Annotated in this window: 20 protein-coding genes, 1 tRNA gene and 2 pseudogenes; 14 read left to right on the top strand and 9 right to left on the bottom strand. The window is 69.1% G+C overall.

Annotation, left to right across the window (positions count from 1 at the left end):
* A pseudogene (locus tag ACIQMV_RS35985) lies at positions 1–153 on the top strand (DNA-directed RNA polymerase subunit alpha); the annotation flags it as partial.
* A 671-nt stretch (positions 154–824) separates the two neighbouring features.
* Here ACIQMV_RS35985 and ACIQMV_RS35980 read toward each other — a convergent pair.
* Positions 825–2,978 (bottom strand): PQQ-binding-like beta-propeller repeat protein, encoded by a 2,154-nt coding sequence (locus tag ACIQMV_RS35980; RefSeq protein ID WP_402597298.1) that lies wholly within the window; start codon positions 2,976–2,978, stop codon positions 825–827.
* Between the two features lie 389 nt (positions 2,979–3,367).
* Between ACIQMV_RS35980 and ACIQMV_RS35975 the strand changes: the two genes are divergently transcribed.
* The 3 genes from ACIQMV_RS35975 to ACIQMV_RS35965 all read left to right on the top strand — a co-directional run bounded on the left by ACIQMV_RS35975 (position 3,368) and on the right by ACIQMV_RS35965 (position 5,651).
* Positions 3,368–4,198, top strand: coding sequence for a hypothetical protein (locus tag ACIQMV_RS35975; RefSeq protein WP_402597297.1), 831 nt, complete (start codon positions 3,368–3,370; stop codon positions 4,196–4,198).
* Positions 4,195–4,569 carry a transcriptional regulator gene (locus tag ACIQMV_RS35970; protein WP_402597296.1) on the top strand — a complete coding sequence of 125 codons (375 nt, stop codon included), beginning with the start codon at positions 4,195–4,197 and terminating at the stop codon, positions 4,567–4,569. The genes ACIQMV_RS35975 and ACIQMV_RS35970 overlap by 4 nt, the downstream gene beginning before the upstream one ends.
* Positions 4,570–4,832: 263 nt before the next feature.
* A complete protein-coding gene (locus ACIQMV_RS35965; protein WP_402597295.1) occupies positions 4,833–5,651 on the top strand; it encodes an aminoglycoside adenylyltransferase domain-containing protein in 819 nt (272 codons plus the stop codon).
* Between the two features lie 210 nt (positions 5,652–5,861).
* Here ACIQMV_RS35965 and ACIQMV_RS35960 read toward each other — a convergent pair whose 3' ends face one another.
* Both ACIQMV_RS35960 and ACIQMV_RS35955 read right to left on the bottom strand, forming a co-directional pair.
* A complete protein-coding gene (locus ACIQMV_RS35960) occupies positions 5,862–6,287 on the bottom strand; it encodes a hypothetical protein (RefSeq protein WP_402597294.1) in 426 nt (141 codons plus the stop codon).
* Positions 6,288–6,469: 182 nt separating this feature from the next.
* Positions 6,470–6,679 carry a hypothetical protein gene (locus ACIQMV_RS35955; protein WP_141359748.1) on the bottom strand — a complete coding sequence of 70 codons (210 nt, stop codon included), beginning with the start codon at positions 6,677–6,679 and terminating at the stop codon, positions 6,470–6,472.
* Between the two features lie 704 nt (positions 6,680–7,383).
* Here ACIQMV_RS35955 and ACIQMV_RS35950 point away from each other — a divergent pair.
* Both ACIQMV_RS35950 and ACIQMV_RS35945 read left to right on the top strand, forming a co-directional pair.
* A complete protein-coding gene (locus tag ACIQMV_RS35950; protein WP_402597302.1) occupies positions 7,384–7,605 on the top strand; it encodes a hypothetical protein in 222 nt (73 codons plus the stop codon).
* 74 nt (positions 7,606–7,679) lie between these two features.
* Positions 7,680–7,820, top strand: a pseudogene (locus ACIQMV_RS35945) (transcriptional regulator); the annotation flags it as partial.
* Between the two features lie 124 nt (positions 7,821–7,944).
* On the opposite strand, the gene ACIQMV_RS35940 reads toward ACIQMV_RS35945, so the two are convergent.
* A tRNA-Gly gene (locus tag ACIQMV_RS35940) sits at positions 7,945–8,018 on the bottom strand.
* A gap of 502 nt (positions 8,019–8,520) precedes the next feature.
* Here ACIQMV_RS35940 and dcd point away from each other — a divergent pair.
* Positions 8,521–9,096, top strand: a complete 576-nt coding sequence (gene dcd / locus ACIQMV_RS35935) for a dCTP deaminase (RefSeq protein WP_225077066.1) — start codon at positions 8,521–8,523, stop codon at positions 9,094–9,096.
* 14 nt (positions 9,097–9,110) lie between these two features.
* Entirely contained in the window at positions 9,111–9,620 is a 510-nt protein-coding gene (locus ACIQMV_RS35930) for a phosphoribosyltransferase (protein WP_402597293.1), read from the top strand.
* 90 nt (positions 9,621–9,710) lie between these two features.
* On the opposite strand, the gene fmdA is transcribed toward ACIQMV_RS35930, so the two are convergent.
* The 3 genes from fmdA to ACIQMV_RS35915 are packed head-to-tail and all read right to left on the bottom strand — an operon-like array spanning position 9,711 to position 11,938.
* Positions 9,711–10,961, bottom strand: a complete 1,251-nt coding sequence (gene fmdA, locus ACIQMV_RS35925) for a formamidase (RefSeq protein ID WP_402597292.1) — start codon at positions 10,959–10,961, stop codon at positions 9,711–9,713.
* Positions 10,962–10,970: 9 nt separating this feature from the next.
* Positions 10,971–11,624 (bottom strand): AmiS/UreI family transporter, encoded by a 654-nt coding sequence (locus ACIQMV_RS35920; RefSeq protein WP_141359743.1) that lies wholly within the window; start codon positions 11,622–11,624, stop codon positions 10,971–10,973.
* A 38-nt stretch (positions 11,625–11,662) separates the two neighbouring features.
* Positions 11,663–11,938, bottom strand: coding sequence for an FmdB family zinc ribbon protein (locus ACIQMV_RS35915; protein WP_402597291.1), 276 nt, complete (start codon positions 11,936–11,938; stop codon positions 11,663–11,665).
* Between the two features lie 396 nt (positions 11,939–12,334).
* Here ACIQMV_RS35915 and ACIQMV_RS35910 point away from each other — a divergent pair, with 396 nt between their 5' ends.
* Positions 12,335–12,757, top strand: a complete 423-nt coding sequence (locus ACIQMV_RS35910; RefSeq protein WP_402597301.1) for a hypothetical protein — start codon at positions 12,335–12,337, stop codon at positions 12,755–12,757.
* A gap of 94 nt (positions 12,758–12,851) precedes the next feature.
* Here ACIQMV_RS35910 and ACIQMV_RS35905 read toward each other — a convergent pair whose 3' ends face one another.
* Positions 12,852–13,742: a YIP1 family protein gene (locus tag ACIQMV_RS35905; RefSeq protein WP_402597290.1), complete on the bottom strand. Its 891-nt coding sequence runs from the start codon at positions 13,740–13,742 to the stop codon at positions 12,852–12,854.
* A 217-nt stretch (positions 13,743–13,959) separates the two neighbouring features.
* On the opposite strand from ACIQMV_RS35905, the gene ACIQMV_RS35900 reads away from it, so the two are divergent.
* Positions 13,960–14,292 (top strand): antibiotic biosynthesis monooxygenase, encoded by a 333-nt coding sequence (locus tag ACIQMV_RS35900; protein ID WP_141359740.1) that lies wholly within the window; start codon positions 13,960–13,962, stop codon positions 14,290–14,292.
* Between the two features lie 89 nt (positions 14,293–14,381).
* Here the strand turns inward: ACIQMV_RS35900 and ACIQMV_RS35895 are convergent, their stop codons facing one another.
* Positions 14,382–16,688 carry a (Fe-S)-binding protein gene (locus tag ACIQMV_RS35895; protein ID WP_402597289.1) on the bottom strand — a complete coding sequence of 769 codons (2,307 nt, stop codon included), beginning with the start codon at positions 16,686–16,688 and terminating at the stop codon, positions 14,382–14,384.
* A gap of 227 nt (positions 16,689–16,915) precedes the next feature.
* Between ACIQMV_RS35895 and ACIQMV_RS35890 the strand changes: the two genes are divergently transcribed.
* The 4 genes from ACIQMV_RS35890 (at position 16,916) to dnaJ (ending at position 22,168) form a co-directional block, all read left to right on the top strand.
* Positions 16,916–18,328: an undecaprenyl/decaprenyl-phosphate alpha-N-acetylglucosaminyl 1-phosphate transferase gene (locus ACIQMV_RS35890; protein WP_402597288.1), complete on the top strand. Its 1,413-nt coding sequence runs from the start codon at positions 16,916–16,918 to the stop codon at positions 18,326–18,328.
* Positions 18,329–18,422: 94 nt separating this feature from the next.
* Positions 18,423–20,270 carry a molecular chaperone DnaK gene (dnaK, locus tag ACIQMV_RS35885; RefSeq protein WP_141359737.1) on the top strand — a complete coding sequence of 616 codons (1,848 nt, stop codon included), beginning with the start codon at positions 18,423–18,425 and terminating at the stop codon, positions 20,268–20,270.
* Positions 20,267–20,950 (top strand): nucleotide exchange factor GrpE, encoded by a 684-nt coding sequence (gene grpE / locus ACIQMV_RS35880; protein WP_141359736.1) that lies wholly within the window; start codon positions 20,267–20,269, stop codon positions 20,948–20,950. The genes dnaK and grpE overlap by 4 nt, the downstream gene beginning before the upstream one ends.
* A gap of 39 nt (positions 20,951–20,989) precedes the next feature.
* Positions 20,990–22,168: a molecular chaperone DnaJ gene (gene dnaJ, locus ACIQMV_RS35875; protein ID WP_141359735.1), complete on the top strand. Its 1,179-nt coding sequence runs from the start codon at positions 20,990–20,992 to the stop codon at positions 22,166–22,168.
* The last annotated feature ends 5 nt before the right edge of the window (positions 22,169–22,173 follow it).

Below are 22,173 nucleotides of genomic sequence, written 5' to 3'. Positions count from 1 at the left end.
TTCGGTGCGAAGTCCATCGACGAGGTCAAGGCGAAGCTGGCCGGCATGGGCCTGGCCCTGAAGGACAGCCCGCCCGGATTCGACCCGACCGCCGCTGCCTTCGACGCGGACGACAACGAGGGCACGGGTTTCGCGGAGACCGAGCAGTACTGAACGCCGGGGCACGAAGCATCCCCCTCGGAGACCACTCCGAGGGGGATGTCCGAGGCGGCCGGCAAGCCTGCGGCGCGCCCGGCAGGTTGCCGCGCCGCCGGACCGGGCCGCCGGGGCCCGGCCACCGGTGCCCGCCCGGGCGGCCGAGCTCGGCTGGGGCCTCGGCTGCAGCGCACCCATGTCCGCCCGCGACCTGCCGCACCCCGACACCCAGGCCGAACGCGCCCTGCGACGTGCCCGCCGCCGGGACACGAGCCGTCGTCCACACCCTCGTTTCCCTCACCTTCCACGCGCTCGTCGCCCCGGCCGACGCCCGCGAACCCGCCCGCACCCGCTTCGCCCGCCTGGACCGGGCCGGCCAGGCGCTCCGGTCCTCCTCGACGCCCTGTGGGCCTGGCTCACCCTCCACGGCAGACCGCGACCGCACCGCGGCGCTCCTGGGGGTCCACCCCAACCCGTCCGCCACCGCCCGGCGCGGATGGCCGGCCTCCTCGACGTCGACCTCCAGGGCCCGGAGCCCGGATGGACCTCTGGTCAGCCCTGCGGTGGCTACCGGGCGAGGCACCGCACCAGCGCCCCTGAAGCCGACGTTCTCCGCAGCGAGCCGTCGTGCTCCGGGTCCGTCCAGCTCACGCCTGATCCGCACGGTGCGCGGCGATTGCCTCGGCCGGTCAGGCGGGCCCGTCCGGGCTCCGGGAGAAGGCCGTGTCGCCGGCCATTGCCACGAGCGCGTCCTTGACGAGCAGCACTCGCGGCGGGTAACCCTGCGCTTTGTCCCCGGGGTCGTCCAGTGCGGAGGTGCGCCAGACCTCCGCTCCGGTGCGACTGTCCAGTGCCAGCAGACGGCCGAAGCGGTTGGAGAAATAGACCCGCCTGTACGTCGCTGACACCGCGGGCGCGGACAGACTCTCCACGTCCGTGACCTTCTGCCAGAGTTGTTTGCCGCTGTCCGCCGACACCGCGGTGACCGACCCGTCGGACCGGACGAAGTAGACGACGCCGTCCGCAAGGGTGGCCGCGCCGGTCAGCGGATGCGCCAGCGGTATCCGTCTGACCTGCCCGGTTTTCGGGGCCACCCGCAGCAGCGCGTTGTACGGCCGTTCGTACCCGGCTTCGTACACGTCCTTCGCGGTCTGGGGGGCGAGGAACAGTGGTTGCCCGCCGACGGCGCCGAGCGCTTCCGCCTTCCTGGGCAGTGTGGCGGTTTCGCTCAGGCTGCCGGGTCCGAGCTTCATCAGCTCGACCGGGGCCTGGCCGGGCTCGTTGCCTTCCGAGCACAGGGCGTAGGGGACGCCTCCCAGCGCCGACGGAGTGCAGTACTCGTCCAGCGAAGGCGCCCGCCACAATTCCTTGCCGGAGGGTCCGTAGGCCACGAACCACGAGGAGTCGGGAGACAGGGTCAGCAGTCCGCCGTCGTACAGGACCGCCTTTTCGGCCCGGTTGATGTCGCGTTGCCACCGCCGGTTCCCGGTACCGGCGTCGAGGGCCACCACCCGCCTGGTCTCGTCGTCCGGTTCCTCGTACATGTAGACCAGCCCGTCGCGAACGCCGATCGGCTGCGCCCCCTGAGGGCGGGTGCCGGTCCGCCACAGGGTGCGGCCGGAGGCCGCGTCGATTCTGGCGGCCGTGAATCCCGTACCGCCACAGAACAGGGCGCTTCCCTCTGCCACGCATCCGGGGCTGTTGTAGTCGAGAGGGACGCCCTTGACGTCGTACCGCAGCTTCGTCTGCCACGGCCGCCAGCCGTCGGGCAGTGACGCGGCACGGGCCGTGGCGGTGGCGCCGGAGGCGGTGGTGGTGTCCGGAGCGGACACGAAGACACCCGCCCCGATACCCAGCCCCGTGACGGCCAGCGCCGCGCCGAGGCCGGTGAGCAGCATCCGTGCTCGTCGGCGCTTGCCGGTGCCGGTGCCGGTGCCGGTCGCGGCACCCGCGGAGGTGGTGGCCGTGTTCCGGGAAGTGGGGCGACGCCGGGGTTGCGTGGACTGCCCGGTCTCAGGGGACCCGGTGGCGTCGGATTCCGGCAGCGCCTGGAGCATGCGGTGTATGTCCGTCAGTTCCGGCCGTGTGGCCGGGTCCTTGTCCAGGCAGCGCTCGACAATGTCCAGGAGCGCTTCGGGCACCCCGTCGAGGTCCGGGGTCCCGTACACCACCTGATAGCCGGTTATGTACGGGCTGTCGGCGTCGAACGGTCCCGTGCCGACCGCCGCGAACACCAGCAGTGACCCCAGCGAGAACACGTCCGAGGCCGGGGTGACGTCTCGGGGAGAGGCCACTTGTTCCGGTGACATGAAGGGCGGAGTGCCGATCATCCGCCCGGTCGTGGTGAGGCTCTGGTTGTCGGAAGCGCGCGAGATGCCGAAGTCGATGACGCGCGGCCCGTCCTCGGTCATCAGGACGTTGCCCGGTTTGAGGTCCCGGTGCACCAGGCCCACCCGGTGGATGTCGCGCAGTGCCTCGGTGAGCCCCAGCCCCAGCGCGCGCAGTTCCCGCTGGCTCAGCGGGCCGTCCTTCTCCACGACTTCGGCAAGGTTGAGCCCCGGCACGTAGAGCGTCGCCATCCACGGCCGGTCGGCGTCCGGGTCGGCGTCCACGACAGGCGCGGTGAAGGCACCGCTCACTCTGCGCGCCGCCGCGATCTCCTGCCGGAAGCGCGTCCGGAACTCCTCCTCCTGGGCATACGGCCCGTGCACGAGCTTGACCGCGACCTGCCGTCCCGAGGCGGAGACTCCCCGATAGACGACTCCCATGCCGCCCGCTCCGAGCCGACCGAGAAGGGTGTACCCGCCTATGGACTCCGGGTCCCCGGTGCTCAGGGGCGTCATCGCCGATCATCCTTCCCAGCGCCTGCCTGCCTCACGGGGATCAGCGTAGGGCCTGCCCCTCCGGAAGCGGAGCCGCGCATATCGCGCATCGGTTTCCCTGTGCCCCTGAGCCGTGCGATGGGTCATCCGTCCAGGTGAGGTGTCGTGAGGGGCACGAAGTCCCGTCCGAACGGCCGTGAACGGGGCTGAAGGAGACGGAAACTGAACCGGCTGTCCCTGGGCATCGCCATCTTCCGGCCGAAGCTCGCAGGCAACTACGGGGCTGGTGCGAGGCGGCACGGTCACTTACTCTTGTCCGCCATGTACTTTGTAATGCAAAGTACATGGCGGGCGGCCAACCGGCAGTCCGCTTCCCAGTGCTGGCGAAGCGTGACCACAAGGGGGACATCGTGGGAACACCGTCACTGAGCAGCGCGGAGTACGAGCCGAGGGCGCGCGCGGCCGGCCTGTTGGCGGCGACGGAGGGCCTGCGGGCCAGGACCCGCGCGCAGATGAACTGCTCGTGGGTCTCCCTTCTCGGCTTCGGTCTTCTGGCCCTGGCAGCCGCTCCGATTGCCCGGTACGCCTTCAATTTCGGAGCACACGGCCGCAACGTCGCGTCCTATCCGGCCTTCGCCTACGCCGAGCTGACCGACCTGTGCGTCGTCCATGAACCAGGAACCCCATGTCTGGAAGGCGAGTTCGACGGCGCCGTCCTGCGCTTCGCGGCCTGGGGCGTGTGGTTCGTGCTCCTTCCGCTGGCATGGTTCGTCTTCGCCCGCTGGTACCGCCTGCGCGGCGAGGCCCAGGGTGTCGTCCCCCGCCGCGGCATGTGGGTCCGCGTGACCGCCGTGGCCACCGCGGTGATGACGACGGCCCTGACGGCCATGCTGTTCGGCTGGAACCAGCCGTTGGAGGTCGACATGCTGGAAAACAGCTACGCCTCCCCGTGGTACCTGGTCGGCATCGGACTGCTCGCCCTCGGGATGGTCGAACGCAGTTGGATCGCCGCAGCCGCCGGCACCGCTCATGCCCTGCTGCTCACCGGCTACCTCGGTGCCTCCTGGGGCAGCGGATGGCTCCCCTGGCAACACCCCGTCCATCCCGGATGGACCGACGGCCCGCAGGTCAAGGCGCTCCTGCTCGCAGCCATCCTGCTCCTCGCCGGCCTGGCCGAGTGGGCGGCGGCCCGTCATCGAGCCACGCCCGGCGCCGCCGACGCGGGTACGGTTGCCTCATGAGCGTCGAGGACTCGACCGCCGCGCGGGACGAACGGGAAGGACTCCATCCGACCCAGTCGCTGGACGACACCGTCCACCAGCGCGTGCGACTCGGCATTCTCACCATCGCCAAAGAGGCCGACCGAGTCGAGTTCGGCTTCCTGAAGAAGCAACTGGCCGTCACCGACGGGAATCTCTCCCGGCACCTGAAGGTGCTGGAGGAATCGAGACTGATCACCCTGGAGAAGGGCTACACCGGTCGGCGCCCCCGAACCTGGATTGCCCTCACCCGCGACGGCGCGCAGGCACTGGACGCCGAACTCCGTGCTCTGCGCGCACTGGTTCGGCGCCTCGAAACTCCCCGCCCCGCGCCCGGCCCACCCGACACATGACCACCGCTTTCGGAGTTCGATGCGGAGGGCGGACCGCCCCTGCTCGGTGAGCTCTGTCTCGCCTTGCCGACTTCGCGGAGGGACGCCTGAGTCCGGCACTGTTCGCCCCGTCGGTGTCAGCCGCGGATGTCAGAGGCGATGTACGTCGTCAGCGTTGCTTCGGTTCAGTGAGCCGGGACGGCCGGCGGTAAGGACGGCCGATCGGACGGTGGCAGGGAGAAACTCGGTCGACGGGTTTCCCCGGAGGTTGATGTACTTCGAGGGTGGCCGACAATGATCTGAGTTTGCACCCGAGCCCGACACAGTTTGCCGAGCTCAACGAGGTTCTCTGGGAGCTGACCGAGCGTGCCGCGAGGATCCTCGGCGACAACTTCGTCGGTGCGTACCTCCAGGGTTCCTTCGCCGTCGGTGACGCGGACATCCACAGCGACTGCGACTTCCTGATCCCCGTCCGCGGCCCCATTGCCCCGGGCCAGGAAGCTGCCCTCCGGGCCATGCACGACGAGATTCCCACGCGGTCGGGGCACTGGCCGCGCCATCTGGAGGGTTCGTATCCCGACAGGGGAGCACTGCGCGGGCTCGAAGGACTCGGCCGGTCCTGGCTGTTCATCGACCACGGCTCGCGCACGATGGAATGGTCGACGCACTGCAACACCGAGGTCGTCCGGTGGTCCCTGCGTGAATGCGGTGTGACCCTCACCGGACCGGACCCCAAGGATCTCGTCGACCCCGTCGGCCCGGATGTCCTGCGCGCCAAGATGCGTGCATACGCCCGGGGCTTCATCGCCGACAACGCCTGGCTCGACTACGACGTCGCCTGGTCCCAGCGCTATGCCGTCACCAGCCTCTGCCGCATCCTGCACACTCTCGAGACAGGTCGGGTGACGTCCAAGAGGGCGGCCCTGCTGTGGGCGGCGGATCACCTGGAGCGGCGGTGGTCGGGCCTGATCCGCCAGGTCCTCGACGACCGTCAGCTCGGTCTGGACTTCAACGACCCGCCGCGCCCGGGTAGCGTCGAGCGGACCGTCGCCTTCGCCGAGTACGTCAAGGCGACGGCCGGCGCCACGGACGAAGCGCCCTGAGACCGAGTTCGCGTGGAGCGTCGGCAGGGTGTGCCATGAACGCGGCGAGTGATCGGCGCAGGCAACAGCGAGGCTCAGGTCTCTGACCAGGGTGGCGCGAGCACTGACAGGTGTTCCCCGTGGCTCCCCCTGGCGTGCCTCTCGAACGGGCGCGCCACGGGCACGCTGTCGCGGGTCGGGAATAGTGCGGCAACAAGACTGGGGCGCCTGTCAGCGCTGTGGTCCAGGCACAGCGGCTGCGCGCCGCTGCCGCAAGACGTAGACCAGGTGCCCGACCGACAGCGGCAGGAAGAGCAGGGCCGCTCCGCCCGACAACACCGCCGCCACGGCCGCCCCGCCGCCGTCGACATCTTCTTCACGGACGGCCACCTCCGGGTCGTCCGCGTGGTAGCGGATGGTCATCCGGTATCCGACAGACTGCTTGCCGAAACCGCTGCCCACCGGCAGATCCGCCACCACGGTCCGGCCGTCGGCCTCGAACTCGACCTGGCATCGGCCCAAGAAGCATGAGCCCCGCGTATGCAGCGTCGCCGGAGCCCGCTCGCCGTCCCGAAAGGAGCGCAGATGCTGGGCCGCGGGAAGCATGACCAGTGTCGACAGCGCGGCCAACAGCAGCGCGAGACCCAGCACCACCACGGCCGTAAGAGGCCGCAGGGCATAAAGAGGTCGCACGCTTCCCGCGGCCGCGTTCTGCCGCCCGCCGGCAGCGCTTGCGTCTGGTATCCCGTCCACGTCTCTCGCCGTCCGTTTCTATTCTTCCGGAAGTGGTGGACCAAGACGCCGCCAACACCGGATGGAAGCTTCCGCGGCCTTCCTCGTCAGAAGCCGGCAGGGCCGTTCGCGATCGGTGACTGTCCCGGCGCTCCGCCCTCCTGGTGACGACCGGCTATGGCTGCGGCGAGCGCCAGAAGCGCCTCCACCTGAGCCATCTGCAAGCGGTAGTCCGGCTGGACTGTTCCTCCCATGGCACCTCTTAGCGGCGCCAAGAGTTCGATGGCAGCGTGCTCGTGCTCTTCGTAGCTGGCCATGCATGCCTCCAGGTCAAGTTGTGCGGCGCGGCAAGCTACCACGCGGCCGACGGAACGACTTTGACCGGGAGTTGCTTTGGCACGAGTGATCTGCGATCGGGCGGTCATGGGTGGTCGTTGTTGGCCGTTGCTTGTCACCCTCGGAGGGCCCAGAGAGGGCCCGGCGGTGTCGCCCCGGACCCCCACTCACGAAGAGGAGCAGCCTTCGAGCAATGATCTTTCCTCTGGCCCGTTGGTGAGATATCAGCCGGCGACCGCAATCGGTCACCCTGCGTTGGGATGGGCGTTGGCGTCCGCCGCCACCTGGCCCCCTCCATCAACTCCACAGGTGGATAGGGCCGGTGACCATGAGTCGAGCACCACAGAGCGCGGCCCACGGTCAAGGCACTGCCTCCGGCGGGGATCGGCCGGCACCGGGATGGGAGCTGGGGTGAGTGGTCGGAAGGGTGACAGGGAACAGGACCGGCCGCGATCGCTCGTCCCGAGCTGTGACTGGATGCGGCTATCGAATTGGATATGGTTTCGAACCGCCATCACATGGGGGGGAAATGACCGTCACCAAGCTTTTGAGATCCGCCCTCGTCGCTACGCTCCTGGTCTCAGCCACCGCCTGTGGCGCGTCGTCCGTGCCTGACGTCTCGACGAGCACGACGATCAGCCCAGGGCCCGCCAGGACGCATCGTTCGGCACCCGTTGATGCCGTCATGCCCGATATGGCCGGCGGTAACGCCGGGAGGGCGTACGAGCAGATGAGCTCCGAACTCGACATGACCTTCAAGGACGCGAGCGGGCAGGGCCGTCCGGTGGACGATCCGGCTGCGTGGAAGATCTGCGGCTCCCAGCCGCGCCCGTACCAGCAGATCACCGAGTACCCGGTGGTCTTCTACGTGATGAGAGTTTCGGAGGCCTGCAAGGACACGACGTAGGCGCGGACTGCGCCGCGTGCCGCCGATCTGCCGAAGCATGCGGTAACCAGCGACGAGCGGCCCAGCTTCGGCCCGGCGCACCTCGCGTCTCCGCGATCGAGCACGGCGAGCTGGACCGGGCCGAGGTGGCCACGCTCCGGGCTTATGTGGAAGCACTGGGTGGTCGGCTGCGCGTAGTCGCGGACTTCGGGGATGCGGAGTACACCGTCGCTTGAGGTGGCTGCCACCTTGAAAGCTTGTGTACGCGAGCCGGATGGGCGAGCCGCATCTCCATCTGGCAGCACAACTGGCGGGGAGACGACCGCAGCACGAAACCCCAGGTTTCGACCTGGGGTTTTTTGGAGCGGGTGACGAGAATCGAACTCGCGCTCTCAGCTTGGGAAGCTGATGTTCTACCATTAAACTACACCCGCGTAAGACGCCGACCGAAGTCCGGGTCCGGCGCTCACTGTACCCCATCCCTGGCCCCCGGTGCTCGGACCGTGGGGCCGGCGTGCGTTCGAAGAGGGGAGCGGCGCTGCGGGGGAACGGAGTTGGGGCGTACGGTGGGGGTGTGCGCGAGGGGTCCTTTGGGGCCGGAGTGCCGCCTGGTGGCGCGTCTCTTTGATCCCGTACTGTGGCTTTTGTCGTCAGGCGGCGAGAGGCCAGACGCGGTTCTGGGGAAGGGACTTAAGGGACTTGATGGAGCGCACCGTCGTCCGTTGTGCCGAGGGGCACGTGTTCAGCACCGCTTCGTTCCCGATGCAGCAGGCCGAGCGGCTCGGCCCCGGTCGGCTCATGAGGTGTCCACGGTGTGCCAGGCTCCGCAGTGCGGTGCCCGTGGCGCTTCAGAAGCGGTAGCGGCAGTATCGCGGCACCGGCGCGTGGAGTCGTCCTGATTGCGGAGGCTCCGCGCGCCTTGCGTATCCTCGCTACGTGCTTCTCTCAGACAAGGACCTCCGGGCCGAGATCGACGCCGGACGGGTGCGGATCGATCCCTTCGACGAATCCATGGTGCAGCCGTCGAGCATCGATGTGCGGCTGGACCGCTACTTCCGGGTGTTCGAGAATCACCGCTACCCCCACATCGACCCCTCCGTCGAGCAGCCCGACCTCACCCGGCTGGTCGAGCCGGAGGGCGACGAGCCGTTCATCCTGCACCCGGGTGAGTTCGTCCTCGCGTCGACGTACGAGGTCATCACGCTTCCCGACGACCTCGCCTCCCGGCTCGAGGGCAAGAGCTCGCTCGGGCGGCTCGGGCTGGTCACCCACTCCACCGCCGGGTTCATCGACCCCGGGTTCTCCGGGCACGTGACCCTGGAGCTGTCGAACCTCGCGACCCTGCCGATCAAGCTCTGGCCCGGGATGAAGATCGGGCAGCTGTGCATGTTCCGGCTCAGCTCGCCCGCCGAGGCCCCGTACGGCAGCGAACGCTACGGCTCCCGGTACCAGGGGCAGCGCGGTCCCACCGCCTCCCGCTCCTACGTCGACTTCCACCGCACGCAGGTGTGAGGGGGACCCACGACATGACCGAGATACGAGAGAACCTCACCTACGAGGACTTCGGCGTCGCCGTGCGCGAGCTCGCGCAGACCATCGCCGACGACGGGTACGAGCCGGACATCGTGCTCAGCATCGCGCGTGGCGGTGTCTTCGTCGCCGGCGGGCTCGCCTACGCCCTCGACTGCAAGAACATCCACCTGGTCAACGTGGAGTTCTACACCGGCGTCGGCACCACGCTCGAGATGCCCGTCATGCTCGCGCCCGTGCCCAACGTCATCGACTTCTCCGACAAGAAGGTCCTGATCACCGACGACGTCGCCGACACCGGCAAGACGCTCAAGCTGGTCCGTGACTTCTGCCTGGACACCGTCGCCGAGGTGCGCAGCGCCGTCATCTACGAGAAGTCCCAGTCGCTCGTGAAGTGCGAGTACGTCTGGAAGCGCACCGACGACTGGATCAACTTCCCGTGGAGTGTTTTGCCTCCAGTACGTAAGTCGGGGGAGCCGATCACGCCCTCGAAGGACGCCCTGTAGCGAGAGGCCCGAGAGGCCCCGTGGCGCCGCGTCGAAGGCCGTACGGCCCCGCAGCACGTGCTGCGGGGCCGTACCTGTGCGGTGGTCCGGTCAGGCGGTGGTCAGCGCCGCCTGGCCGCGGTCGGCCTTCTTCGGGCCGGCGGCGGACGGCCGGACGTCGAAGTCGAACATGGCGGTGGGCACGTACAGCGAGCAGCAGGCGTTCGGGATGTCGACGATGCCGCTGATGCGTCCCTCTATGGGCGCGGAGCCGAGCAGCAGGTAGGCCTGCTCGCCGCTGTAGCCGAACCTCTTGAAGTACTCGACCGCGTTGAGGCAGGCACGCCGGTAGGCCAGCGTCGCGTCCATGTAGAAGTTGGTGTCCGTGTCGTGGTCGACGGAGACACCGATGAAGCTGATGAACTCCGTGTAGCGCGGCTCGACGTTGCCGGGCATGAACACCGGGTTGGTGGTGATGCCGTACTTCTCCATGCCGCCCTTGATCAGGTCGATGTGGAAGTCGATGAAGCCGCCCATCTCGATGGCGCCGCAGAAGCTGATCTCTCCGTCGCCCTGGCTGAAGTGCAGGTCGCCCGCGGAGAGCTTGGCGTCCTTGACGTACACGGGGAAGAACGCCCGCGAGCCGCGGGTCATGTTCTTGATGTCCTGGTTGCCGCCGTTCTCACGGGCCGGCACCGTGCGCGCGCCTTCCGCGGCGATCCGCTTGGCGAGGTCCCCGGTGGCCGTGCCGGCGAGCGCGTTGCTGGCGTCCGGAGGTACGGCGAGGGGCGGGACCCGGTTCGGATCGGTGTCGATCAGCGCCTTCTCGCGGGCGTTCCAGCGCGCGAGCATCTCGGCGGACGGGGCCGTTCCGAACAGCCCGGGGTGGGTGATTCCGGTGTAGCGGATGCCGGGCAGGTGGCGGGAGACCGCCTGCTGGCCGTGGAAGTTCCAGACGGCCTTGTAGGAGTCCGGGAAGTAGTCGGTCAGGAAGCCTCCGCCGTTGGCCTTGGCGAAGATGCCGGTGTAGCCCCAGCCCTGGCCGGCCGCGTCCCCGCTCTGCTGCGGCACGGCGCCGAGGTCGAGGATGTCGACGACGAGCAGGTCGCCTGGTTCGGCGCCCTCCACGCCTATCGGCCCGCTGAGCATGTGAGGGATGGTCAGGTCGATGTCGCGCACATCGTTGGCGGAGTCGTTGTCGCCGATCTGGCAGTCGGTCCAGTCGCGGCACTCTATGCGGAACTCCGCTCCCGGCTTCACCATGGTGGCGCTGGGGATGTCGGGGTGCCACCTGTTGTGTCCGGGAACGTCCTGCTCACGCATCGACTTGCTCTGGTCCACACTGAAGAGAATTTCGGGCATGACAGCTCCTCACTTCTGATCCGGTGACGTTGGGGCGCCCGCACCATTGGCCGGTGGAGCGGCTTGGGTGGGCTGAGGAGATCGACGGGTGCGCGGCCACAGCCCCACGAACATCAGCACGCCGAAGACCCCCAGGGCGATGGCGGTCTCGGTGGGGTGCTTCCAGTAGCCGGAGAGCAGCAGCCCCGCGGGAATGGCACCGGTGACCCAGCCCTCGATCGCGGTGATCCAGCCCGTATAGATCCTGAGGTGGTCCATCTTGAGACCGAGCAGCAGGAAGAACAGGAACCACAGCAAGGCCCAGTAGAGCCAGATGACCCCGAAGGGGTAGTCCTTCAGGAGCCGGAAATTGGCGTACGAATATCCCAGGGCGGCAATTGCCACAAACAATGAGTAATAGCCGACCCCGGTGGTGTCGAGGTCGGCGAGCAGGCCGATACCCACATAGAGGTAGGTGAAGGCGAACAAATAGATTCCGGATGCCGCCAGGATCTTCTTGGGGTCGCCGCCGGAGGTGAAGATGAGATAAGTCGGCGTCAGTACCTGAAGTGTTCCTATGAACAGGTTGAACACTGCTCCCGCCCGGGCGTCGACCTTGCCGAGAAGCAGCAACCCATTCATGAAGAGCACCGCACCGACAAAGAGGAGTCCCACATTTCCCACCGGGACGCACCTCCTGACTCCGCGTGGGGTGGAGACAGTCAGGGACGCGGCAACCGCGAGAGCGCGGGGTGCGGTCGAGGTTCCGGCCTTGTGCGCGGCGGCACTTCGGAGACTACTACCGGGGCCTCACGGGCCTGCTCCTCGCGTTCGCGGACGACGGACGCGCTCGAGGCCGTCGACAGGCCGGGCGCGGCGTACAAACGCCTCGCAGCGTCCGCGCAGAAAGGGCAGCCATACGTCTTGGGTGCCGTTCCGATCGTCAATTTCACATCGAAAGGACCGCAATGGCTGCACAGATATTCGTAAGTAGCCATTATCGCTCCGGAAACCGCTGGACGCTCGCGAACCCGAGTGCGCGGCACGCCTGGAAAAGCGTCTGCCGCAACTGTTTCCTCTCTTCAAGGAGACGTCTCGTCAATGGGCGTGTCAAGTCGGAGAGGGGCCGCCCGCGTTCCTCTCCTGCTCCGGTGGCCCGTGGTGTGCGCATCAGTGCATGATCGAGCGGCCGCGTTGATCAGTCGGGTGCCGCGGTGAAGCAGTGGAAGATCCATTGCGAGGGGAAGAGTGAGCCGACTCACTCCGAATTTTGCTGGACGGTTGCAGCCGAGACCTTTAGTTTCGGTAAATAGATTGATTTTTCCTTATGTGGAGGCGCCGACGCCACGCATACTGTCTCGCAGAAAACCAAGGAGGGCGGATCGGTGAGCAACATGGACGCCGTGTGGGTACGAGGCGTGAACGGCATTCAGTTGCATCACGTGACCGACCTTCAGGACGCCGGCAGGTTTTTGGGCAACGCGGCGATGGCGCTGCGGGCCGCGCACGTGCGGACCGGCACCGACCAGTACGCCGGCCTCGCCGCCGAGCTGAAGAGCCTGGTGGAGCGGGTGCGGGAGCTGGAGGACAAGGCACGGTCGAGCATGCACGACCTGCACTCCACCGACCCCGAGCGGTTCGCCCGCTGCCGGGACGGCCACGAACCGTGGCCCGGCGAGATCCCGGCGGGGTTCATCCCGCGCCACACCTGCAAGGACGAGTGCCTCTACCACGACCGCGGGGTCGTGGAGGCCGTCATGCAGTGCACCTGCGGGCAGCCGCCGTGCAGGGCATGTGAGATCGGCGGCACGCTCTGACGGCAGGAGTCGAGCAGGCAGGAGACGAGCAAGGGGCCCGGCGAATCGTCGCCGGGCCCCTTGTGCGCTGGTGGGCTGCTGGAAGGCCGGAACGCTAGAACGTGCCGAGCTTCACGATCGACAGCAGTGCGATCAGCTGGATCGCCGAGGCGCCCAGGGCCTTGGGCCAGGGCAGGTCGTGGGAACGGCTGACCATGAGGGTCAGCAGGGCGCCGCACGCGACCCAGGTGGCCCAGCCGAGCAGCTGGACGAAGCCCGCGTCGCCGCCGAGGAACATGGCGACGAGCAGACGCGGCGCGTCCGTGATCGACATGATCAGCATGGACAGGCCGACCGTGGGCTGCCAGGCTCCGTCGCCGCCGAGCTGGCGGGCCAGGGTGTGGGTGACCACACCGAGGATGAAGGAGCTGATCACGATGGCCACGGCGGTGATCAGGACGATCGGGACCGCGTTGGAGAGGGTGGCGTTGATGGCGTCCTTGCGGGCGCCGTCGAAGCCGAAGACCGCGAGCAGTCCGTAGAGGAACGTCACGATGAGGGCGGGGCCCCACATCGTGTAGTCGCGCATCTGGAGGAAGGTCTGGTTGGGGGACAGGACTATGCCCCTCAGCAGGTCCGTCCAGTGCAGACGGGGGCCGATCGGGCCGGCCGGTGCCGAGCCCGCGCGGTAGGTCCCGCCCTGGTGGTAGGGGTCCTCGCCGACGGCGAACGCCTGGGTGTGGCCGGGGTTGTTGGCCGCGTACGGGTCGGGGCCGCCCTGCGGGTAGCCGCCGCCGAAGTACTCCGGCTCGCCCTGGCCGCCGCCGTAGCCGCCGCCGGCCTGGGGCCACTGGGCGCCGCCTCCTCCGTACGGCGGCCGCTGCTGCGCCGGGGGATGGCCGTACGAGGGGGCCTGGGGCGCCTGCTGCCCGTACGGAGGTCCTTGGGTCCGCGCTTGCGGGGCACGGTCGTTCCGGCCGCCGCGTCCGCTCCTGAATCCAGCCACGTCAACGAACGTACCCGAGCCCGGCACGTCACGTGCGGGGCCGGGTGTTCCGGCAGGGCTTTGGGTCCGAGCTGTGACATCCCTCAAGGGGTGTTCCGGCCGCTTCTCAGGGGCGTTCACGGGGTGTTCCGAGGTGTCGGGCGGGAGCTTTCCGGACCACGGAGGCGACACGGAGGCGCTGAGTGGCGGCCCGGGGGCCACCGGGCAGGATGGGACCATGAGCGTAGTCAAGATCAACGTACTGACCGTGCCCGCCGAGCAGCGCGAGACGCTGGAGAAGCGGTTCGCCTCCCGGGCGCACGCGGTCGAGAACTCCGACGGGTTCGAGTGGTTCGAGCTCCTGCGCCCCGTCGAGGGCACCGACACCTATCTCGTCTACACGCGCTGGCGTGACGAGGAGTCGTTCCAGGCCTGGCTGGAGGGGCCGATGAAGGCCGCGCACCAGGGCGCGGGCGGGGGTGAGGGAGGGGAGCGGCCGAAGCCCGCGGCCACCGGCTCGACCCTGTGGTCCTTCGAGGTCGTGCAGCAGGCCGCGCCCAAGGGCGCGTAGCGCTCCCGGAAACACGGCGACGCCCCCGTGCCCGTACGGACACGGGGGCGTCGGACGCGGGGGCGCCGGGCGCGGGACGGCCGGGCCGCCTACTTCACGGGCGCGGGCTCCGGCTCGCTCTCGTCGGCCGCCTCGCCCGCCGGGTCGACCGGCGTCCGGACGGAGTCCAGCAGCAGCTGGGCGACGTCCACGACCTGGATGGACTCCTTGGCCTTGCCGTCGTTCTTCTTGCCGTTCACGGAGTCCGTGAGCATGACCAGGCAGAACGGGCAGGCCGTCGAGACGATGTCCGGGTTCAGCGAAAGGGCCTCGTCGACGCGCTCGTCGTTGATGCGCTTGCCGATCCGCTCCTCCATCCACATCCGGGCGCCGCCGGCGCCGCAGCAGAAGCCGCGCTCCTTGTGGCGGTGCATCTCCTCGTTCCTGAGGCCCGGGACCTTGCCGATGATCTCGCGCGGAGGCGTGTAGATCTTGTTGTGGCGGCCCAGGTAGCAGGGGTCGTGGTAGGTGATGATGCCCTCGACCGGGGTGACCGGGACCAGCTTGCCCTCGTCCACCAGGTGCTGGAGCAGCTGGGTGTGGTGGATGACCTCGTAGTCGCCGCCGAGCTGCGGGTACTCGTTGCCGAGCGTGTTGAGGCAGTGCGGGCAGGTGGCGACGATCCTCTTCGCCGACTTCGGCTTGCGGGACTCCTCGGTGACGTTGCCCTCGTCGTCCGTCTCCTCGCCGAAGGCCATGTTCAGCGTGGCGACGTTCTCCATGCCGAGTTCCTGGAACAGGGGCTCGTTGCCCAGGCGGCGGGCGGAGTCACCGGTGCACTTCTCGTCGCCGCCCATGATCGCGAACTTCACGCCCGCGATGTGCAGCAGCTCCGCGAAGGCCTTGGTGGTCTTCTTGGCGCGGTCCTCCAGGGCGCCGGCGCAGCCGACCCAGTACAGGTAGTCGACCTCGGAGAGGTCCTCGATGTCCTTGCCGACCACCGGGACGTCGAAGTCGACCTCCTTGGTCCACTCCAGGCGCTGCTTCTTGGCCAGGCCCCAGGGGTTGCCCTTCTTCTCCAGGTTCTTGAGCATCGTGCCCGCCTCGGACGGGAACGAGGACTCGATCATGACCTGGTAGCGGCGCATGTCGACGATGTGGTCGACGTGCTCGATGTCGACCGGGCACTGCTCGACGCAGGCGCCGCAGGTGGTGCAGGACCACAGGACGTCCGGGTCGATGACGCCGCCCGCGGCGGAGCCGCTGTCGGACGCGGCTTCCAGCGTGCCGATCAGCGGGCGCTCGGCCTCGGCGAGCGCCGCCGCCGGGACGTCCTTCAGCTGCTCGGCGGAGGCCTTCTCCTCGCCCTCCATCGACTTGCCGCCGCCGGCCAGCAGGTACGGGGCCTTGGCGTGCGCGTGGTCGCGCAGCGACATGATCAGCAGCTTGGGGGAGAGCGGCTTGCCGGTGTTCCAGGCCGGGCACTGCGACTGGCAGCGGCCGCACTCGGTGCAGGTGGAGAAGTCCAGCAGGCCCTTCCAGGAGAACTGCTCGACCTGGGAGACGCCGAAGACGTCGTCGTCGCCGGGGTCGGTGAAGTCGATCGCCTTGCCGCCGGAGGTCATCGGCTGAAGGGCGCCCAGGGCCGTACCGCCGTCGGCCTCGCGCTTGAACCAGATGTTCGGGAAGGCCAGGAAGCGGTGCCAGGCCACGCCCATGTTGGTGTTCAGGGAGACCACGATCATCCACACGAAGGACGTGCCGATCTTGATCATCGCGGTCAGGTAGACCAGGTTCTGCAGGGTGCCGACCGACAGGCCCTTGAAGGCGAGCACCAGCGGGTACGAGGCGAAGTACCCGGCCTCGTAGTGCTCCACGTGGTGCAGCGCGCCCTCCAGTCCGCGCAGGACGTAGATCGCGAGGCCGATGGTGAGGATGACGTACTCGACGAAGTACGCCTGGCCGGCCTTGGAGCCGGCGAAGCGGGACTTGCGGCCGGGCCGGGACGGCAGGCTCAGCAGCCGGATCGCGATGAGCACGGCGATGCCGAGGACGGTCATCACGCCGATGAACTCGGTGTACATCTCGAACGGCAGGAAGTCACCGATGACCGGCAGCGTCCAGTCGGCCCGGAACAACTGGCCGAACGCCTGCGCGAGGGTGGGCGGCAGCGTCAGGAAGCCGATGGCCACGAACCAGTGGGCGACGCCCACGATGCCCCACCGGTTCATCCGGGTGTGGCCGAGGAACTCCCGGACCAGGGTCACGCTGCGCTGGTAGGGGTTGTCGGTACGGGTGCCGGCGGGTACGGGCTGGCCCAGCTTGAAGTACCGGACGAACTGGCCGATGGCACGGGCGAGCAGCGCGACGCCGACCACGGTCAGGACCAGCGACACGATGATCGCGGCGAGTTGCATGGGGGCTCCTGAGGCGGCCTCTAGATTACTGAGCGGTAACTTATGTAGTCCGTCTGAGACTACCCCCATCATCTGTCGCAATGCAGCCGGGCGCGGGGTGATCTGGGTCGCTGAGAAGCCCCCTTGAGGGCCGTCCGGGGGGTGCCGGGGGGCCGCCCGGGAATCCAGTCGCGTTCCGATCGTGTTATTCGCACCCGATCGCCCCATATACCCCTAATTTAAGAACCGTGCTCTACGGGATCACCACCGCCATCACCGCTCTCCTCCTCGCCGCCCTGCTCTCGGCGCTGCTCCGAGTGCTCGCGCTCCGGCTGGGCCTCGTCGACCGCAGGAGGCGGGCCCGCCCCTTGCCGCTGCTCGGCGGCCTGGCGGTGGTGCTCAGCACCTGCCTGGTCGCCGCGGCCGGCGGCTGGACGGGCACCGCCCCGCTGGGCGACGGGGTGGGCAGGCTGCTCGCCGCGGGCGCGGCCGTCGCCGTGCTCGGGACCGCCGCGGACGTATGGCGGCTGAAGACGCCGTTCCTGCTCGTCGGCACGGCCCTCGCGGCAGCCTGCGTGGTGCCGTACGACGAGATCGGGCCGGTGGCCGGGATCGCCGCCGTGGCCTGGATCGCCTGTGTGGCCGCCGCCTTCCGTGGACTCGACCACTCGGACGGTCTCGCGGGCACGGTGGGAGTGCTCACCGCGTTCGGGGTGGGCGCGTGCGCGGCGGCCGAGGTGATGGACGACCTCGCGGTGCTGCTGAGCGTGCTGGCCGCCGCCCTCACCGGCTTCCTGATGCACAACTGGCATCCGGCGCGGGTCGCGTTCGGGTCCGGCGGCTCGCTGTTCACCGGCTTCGTGCTCGCCTCCGCGGCCCTCCTCACCCGTACCGGGTACGACACGGGCTCCACCGTGGCGGTGCTGTTCGCGCTCACCGCCACGGCGAGCGCCGACGCCGTGCTGGTCCTCGTGTCGCGGAAGCTGGCCGGGCGTCCCCTGCTGCGCCGCGCCCCCGACCACTTCGCGCACCGGTTGCGCCGGCTGGGGCCGACTCCGCCCGGCGCGACCGTCCTGCTCGGTCTCGCCACCTTCGCCGCGGTGCTGGTCGGGGTGCTGGCGCACACGGGCTGGGCGAAGCCGACGGCCGTACTGTGGGTGGCCGGGGCGGCCCTGGCGGTCGTCCTCGGGCTGCTGCGGGTGCCGGCGTACGCGCCGCGGCGGCACACCGAACTCAACGGCACCCGCGCACAGAGCCCGGGTTCCGGTACGCGCACGCAGTCCCGGCTTCCGGGCACCCGGGGGCAGACCCGGGTGCCCGGAACCCGCGGGCGGCCCGAGGAGCGGACTGCCCGGGGTCTTCTCGTCGCCGGCGGCGCCACGCGCGCGCGTGCCGACGTGTCCGGTTCCGGGGCGCCGCCACGCGTGCGCGGGGACGCCTCCGGCGTCCGTTCCCGCGCCGAGCCCTTCCGGGCCTTCCGTGTCCTGAGGCAGTCCGGCGCGGGGGCTCCGGGAGCACCGCGCGGCAGGGCTCCGTACGACGCGGAGACGGGCGCACCCGGCGTTCAGGTCCCTCGTCGTCAACTTGAATATCCGCCTCCTCCGCCCCGGCAATCCACATCGCCGCAGGTCAGAGCGCCCTTGCGCATAAGGGATGGATAAGACTTGAGTCGAGGCGGCTCAGGTCTGTTGACCCGGCGGTGAGCCTCGGGCACACTTGAGTCCGTTCCACTCAAGTCAGCTGGAGGAATTCACCATGGCACGTGCGGTCGGCATCGACCTGGGCACGACTAACTCCGTCGTCAGCGTTCTCGAAGGCGGCGAGCCCACCGTCATCACCAACGCCGAGGGTGCCAGGACCACGCCGTCCGTCGTCGCCTTCGCCAAGAACGGCGAGGTGCTGGTCGGTGAGGTGGCCAAGCGTCAGGCCGTCACCAACGTCGACAGGACCATCCGGTCGGTCAAGCGCCACATGGGCACCGACTGGAGGATCAACCTCGACGGCAAGGACTTCAACCCGCAGCAGATCAGCGCCTTCGTGCTGCAGAAGCTGAAGCGGGACGCGGAGGCCTACCTCGGCGAGAAGGTCACGGACGCGGTCATCACCGTCCCGGCGTACTTCAACGACGCCGAGCGCCAGGCCACCAAGGAGGCCGGCGAGATCGCCGGTCTGAACGTGCTGCGCATCGTCAACGAGCCGACGGCCGCCGCCCTGGCGTACGGCCTCGACAAGGACGAGCAGATGATCCTCGTCTTCGACCTCGGTGGCGGTACGTTCGACGTCTCGCTGCTGGAGATCGGCGACGGTGTCGTCGAGGTGAAGGCCACCAACGGAGACAACCACCTCGGTGGTGACGACTGGGACCAGCGCGTCGTCGACTACCTGGTCAAGCAGTTCCAGTCCGGTCACGGCGTGGACCTGTCCAAGGACAAGATGGCCCTGCAGCGTCTGCGCGAGGCGGCGGAGAAGGCCAAGATCGAGCTGTCCTCGTCCACCGAGACCTCGATCAACCTGCCCTACATCACCGCGTCCGCCGAGGGCCCGCTGCACCTGGACGAGAGGCTCACCCGCGCCCAGTTCCAGCAGCTGACGGCCGACCTGCTGGAGCGCTGCAAGACGCCGTTCCACAACGTCATCAAGGACGCCGGCGTCTCCGTCAGCGACATCGACCACGTCGTGCTCGTCGGTGGTTCCACCCGTATGCCCGCGGTCGCCGAGCTCGTCAAGGAGCTGACCGGCGGCAAGGAGGCCAACAAGGGCGTGAACCCGGACGAGGTCGTCGCCATCGGCGCCTCGCTCCAGGCCGGTGTCCTCAAGGGTGAGGTCAAGGACGTCCTGCTGCTCGACGTCACCCCGCTGTCCCTCGGCATCGAGACCAAGGGCGGCATCATGACCAAGCTGATCGAGCGCAACACCACGATCCCGACCAAGCGCTCGGAGATCTTCACCACGGCCGAGGACAACCAGCCGTCGGTGCAGATCCAGGTCTACCAGGGCGAGCGCGAGATCGCCGCGTACAACAAGAAGCTCGGCATGTTCGAGCTGACCGGTCTGCCGCCGGCGCCGCGTGGCGTCCCGCAGATCGAGGTGTCCTTCGACATCGACGCCAACGGCATCATGCACGTCACGGCGAAGGACCTCGGCACCGGCAAGGAGCAGAAGATGACCGTCACCGGCGGCTCCTCGCTCCCGAAGGACGAGGTCGACCGCATGCGCGAGGAGGCCGAGCGCTACGCGGAGGAGGACCACAAGCGTCGCGAGGCCGCCGAGACCCGCAACCAGGGCGAGCAGCTCGTCTACCAGACCGAGAAGTTCCTCAAGGACAACGAGGACAAGGTCCCCGGCGAGATCAAGACCGAGGTGGAGTCCGCCATCGCCGAGCTGAAGGAACAGCTCAAGGGCGAGGACACCGCTGAGATCCGCACCGCCACGGAGAAGGTCGCCGCCGTCTCCCAGAAGCTCGGCCAGGCCATGTACGCCGACGCCCAGGCCGCGCAGGCCGCGGGCGGTGCCGGTGACGCCGGTGCGGGCCAGGCCAAGGCCGACGACGACGTCGTGGACGCCGAGATCGTCGACGACGAGCGCAAGGACGGTGCGGCGTGACGGAGGAGACTCCCGGCTTCGAGGAACACCAGCCGCAGCCTCCGCCGCCGTCCGACGCCGCCTCCGGCACCTCCGATGACGCCGCGCAGGCCGCCGCCCAGGACAAGGGCGCGGCCCCGGCCGGTGAAGCGGACCAGTCGGCCGCGCTGACGGCCCAGCTGGACCAGGTGCGCACGGCGCTCGGCGAGCGCACGGCGGACCTGCAACGGCTCCAGGCCGAGTACCAGAACTACCGGCGCCGGGTCGAGCGCGACCGGATCGCGGTACGGGAGGTCGCTGTCGCGAACATCCTGTCCGAGCTCCTGCCCGTGCTCGACGACATCGGCCGCGCGCGGGACCACAGCGAACTGGTGGGCGGTTTCAAGTCCGTCGCCGAGTCGCTGGAGACCGTGGTGGCGAAGCTCGGGCTCCAGCAGTTCGGCAAGGAGGGCGAGCCCTTCGACCCGACGATCCACGAGGCCCTGATGCACTCGTACGCGCCGGACGTCACCGAGACGACGTGCGTGGCGATTCTGCAGCCCGGGTATCGGATCGGCGAGCGCACCATCCGCCCCGCGCGGGTGGCGGTGGCCGAGCCCCAGCCCGGCGCGCAGACGGTCAAGCCGGCCGAGGAGTCCGGCACGGCCCAGGCCGCCGAGCAGGGCGAGGACAAGGAGAACGGTGGCCCGGAGGAGGGCTGACGTAATAACGGACGACGCACGAGAGGAGGGACGTCGGGGATGAGCACCAAGGACTTCATCGAGAAGGACTACTACAAGGTCCTCGGCGTCCCCAAGGACGCCACCGAGGCCGAGATCAAGAAGGCGTACCGGAAGCTCGCCCGCGAGTTCCACCCGGACGCCAACAAGGGCAACGCCAAGGCCGAGGAGCGCTTCAAGGAGATCTCCGAGGCGAACGACGTGCTCGGCGACGCCAAGAAGCGCAAGGAGTACGACGAGGCCCGCACCCTGTTCGGCAACGGCGGCTTCCGCCCCGGACCGGGCGCCGGCGGCGGCTCCTTCAACTTCGACCTGGGCGACCTCTTCGGAGGCGCCCAGGGTGGCGGCGGCGGGAGCGGCGGCTTCGGCGGCGGAATCGGTGACGTCTTCGGGGGCCTGTTCAACCGGGGCGGCACGGGCACCACGCGTGCCCAGCCCAGGCGCGGCCAGGACATCGAGTCCGAGGTCACGCTGAGTTTCACGGAGGCCATCGAGGGCGCGACGGTGCCGTTGCGCATGTCCAGCCAGCAGCCGTGCAAGGCCTGTTCGGGCACCGGCGACAAGAACGGCACACCGCGGGTGTGCCCGACCTGCGTCGGCACCGGACAGGTGGCGCGCGGCTCGGGCGGCGGATTCTCGCTGACGGACCCGTGCCCGGACTGCAAGGGCCGCGGGCTCATCGCGGAGAACCCCTGTGAGGTCTGCATGGGTTCCGGGCGGGCCAAGTCGTCCCGGACGATGCAGGTCCGCATCCCGGCCGGGGTCAGCGACGGCCAGCGCATCCGGCTGCGCGGCAAGGGCGCCCCGGGCGAGCGCGGCGGACCCGCCGGCGACCTGTACGTGGTGGTGCACGTCGGGGAGCACCCGGTCTTCGGCCGCCGGGGCGACAACCTCACTGTCACCGTGCCGGTCACGTTCGCCGAGGCGGCCCTGGGCGGCGAGGTCCGCGTGCCCACCCTGGGCGGTCCTTCGGTGACGCTGAAACTGCCCCCGGGTACACCGAACGGACGTACGATGCGGGCCCGCGGCAAGGGCGCGGTCCGCAAGGACGGCAGCCACGGCGACCTCCTGGTCACCGTGGAGGTGAGTGTCCCGAAGGACCTGTCGGGGAAGGCTCGTGACGCGCTTCAGGCGTATCGCGAGGCCACCGCGGGCGAGGACCCGCGGGCCGAGCTGTTCGAGGCCGCGAAGGGAGCATGAGTGAG

Origin of the sequence: Streptomyces sp. NPDC091412, assembly GCF_044756885.1 — a bacterium.
GTDB lineage: Bacteria > Actinomycetota > Actinomycetes > Streptomycetales > Streptomycetaceae > Streptomyces.
The sequence above is the reverse complement of the archived record's forward strand: the minus strand, read 5'-3'. Positions and strand labels throughout refer to the sequence as shown.